Origin of the sequence: Roseibaca sp. Y0-43 (assembly GCF_020667835.1) — a bacterium.
Lineage (GTDB): Bacteria > Pseudomonadota > Alphaproteobacteria > Rhodobacterales > Rhodobacteraceae > Roseinatronobacter.
This window is the reverse complement of record NZ_JAFMPR010000032.1, coordinates 1-1,895: the sequence shown is the minus strand read 5'-3', so window position 1 is coordinate 1,895 and position 1,895 is coordinate 1. Positions and strand designations below refer to the sequence as shown.

The window sequence follows — 1,895 nt, the reverse complement described above, 5'->3', positions numbered from 1 at the left end:
GCGCTGTACCGGATCGGCTGGACCGTGCGGCGGCTGACCGGCGGACCCGCGCCGTTGGCGCGTCGGTCAGGTGTTGGCGACCTCGAGACCTTCCTCGATCGGCGCGACCGCTCGGGGCAGGGGGAGCGTTTCGAAGATGCCAAGGCGCCCTCGCGCGTGGCCGAGATGGCAGAGCGCGAAGCCTTCAAGGACCGGGCCGCCGGATGGCTCGCGATGATGGATCAGGCTGAGGATCTCCACCCCGTGACACGGGCCTGCATGGGCTTTCATCTTTGGCACGTCGCGGAGCTTTCACCGGTCGATGACCCGCTCGAGGCTGCGGTGACGGCTGCGCGTGTCGCGATCGCCGATCTCGCGCCGTCGGGGAGCGCTCCGGGCGCAGTCTTCGCACCCATCGCCATGGGCGGGGGAGGGGGTTTCCGCGCGATCGGGGACCAGCCCGCCCGATTGGCGCGCTGGCTGAGCGCGATGGAGAGCGCGACATTGGCAGCCTTGCGCAGGCTCGACGAGATCGAGGCTTGGGCAGCGGCTGCCGAGCGAACGATGGCACCGCTCTCGGGCAAGACACCGCCGTTGCTGCGGGACCTTTTCACAAGCTGGCCGCTCGTCTCGGTACAGATGGCTGAGAAACTGACAGGTGCGCACCGGGCAACGGTTCAGCGCAACGTCGACTGGATGGAGGAGCGGGGCCTGATCCGGGAGGTCACGGGGCAGGGGCGCTATCGCATGTGGCGGATCGTCGAGACGCGCGCGACAGAGACAAGATCGAGCTCTGATCGAAATGATGGGCTGTCGCCTGAGGATCTCTACGATGTGCTGGCCGCACGCCAGTGATACCCGAATACAGCGCTGTCAGGTGTCTGCATCCCGCAGCTCCCGTAGAGCAGCGAGGTAGCGGTTCATGCGGCGCATGTCTTTTTCGGTCAGCGCCGACAGTCGAGACGCATTCAGGTTGTCGAGGATGTCGGCCGTCTTGACCCGACGTGCAATCTTATTGCCCTTGGCGCGTCGGACGAAAGCCACATAGACGGCCTCGCTGTCGCCTTCATCCTCGGGCCGCTTCGTAACAAGGCGCAAGGCATCGAGCACTGTCGGCGAGAACCCTTCTTCCTCAAGGCGCTCGAATGTCCAGCCGGGGCCGTCCTCGACCACGTCATGCAGAATGCCTACGATCCGTTCGTCGTCGGTCTCCAATGACATCATCACCCGGAGCGGGTGGAGCAGATACGGCGCGCCGGCCTTGTCGGTTTGTTCCCGATGGGCTTCCGCAGCGATTTCGATGGCACGTTGAAGGTTCAATGGCTTCTCCTGGTTCATGAATGTGATCGTGACCATTCGGTCGACATACAGCGTGATGGTATTCGCGCGATGTCCATCTGCTCAACGCCCATGCGTTCGATACCTGAAGGAAATCGTCTCTGGTCTATGACGTGAGCCGGCACAGGCGGTGTCGCAGGAGCACCGCAAAATCATCGCGAAATCTCGCCGGCCATCACGGCCCTACCATGAACGGCGAGCGTCGCGGTGAATCTTGGACAGCCGAACTGCCGGATGACATCGACGACCCGCGCGTCGTAGGCCGCCTGCCCGATGAGCCGACACAGGTCTGACGCGTGAAACTGCCGGTTGCCGCTGGGGGCAGCTTTGATCTGAGCGTGCAACTCCCGCTCACGCGGGTCAGTCCCCTGCTGCTGAGTTGGCGCTTCCACCGGTCGGCTTACCGAACCGGGTGAGGTTCGCCATCGGCGCATAAACCCGAGCAGGTAGCCGGCGGGAACCTTGTCGTTCCCGCGCGCCCGATTGAAGGCCAGGAAGCGGTCCCAGATCACCTGCGTGTCGACGTTCCAGCAGGGCAGGGCCCTCTTCGCAGCCTTGATCAGGTCCGCCCAACAAGT

The 1,895-nt window shown here is 64.3% G+C and carries 2 protein-coding genes and 1 pseudogene; 1 reads left to right on the top strand and 2 read right to left on the bottom strand.

Features of this window, described 5'->3' with window-relative positions; genetic code table 11:
* On the top strand, positions 1-834 hold an 834-nt coding region (locus tag J1C52_RS14960; protein WP_255618553.1), incomplete at its 5' end, for a helix-turn-helix domain-containing protein.
* 18 nt (positions 835-852) lie between these two features.
* Here J1C52_RS14960 and J1C52_RS14955 read toward each other — a convergent pair.
* Entirely contained in the window at positions 853-1,317 is a 465-nt protein-coding gene (locus tag J1C52_RS14955; protein ID WP_227428727.1) for a hypothetical protein, read from the bottom strand.
* A gap of 152 nt (positions 1,318-1,469) precedes the next feature.
* Positions 1,470-1,895: pseudogene (locus J1C52_RS14950) on the bottom strand (hypothetical protein); the annotation flags it as partial.

What these genes read in the sequence shown, in the direction of transcription:
- J1C52_RS14955 (WP_227428727.1), bottom strand. Translation starts at nt 1,317, where the DNA reads ATGAACCAGGAGAAGCCATTGAACCTTCAACGTGCCATCGAAATCGCT.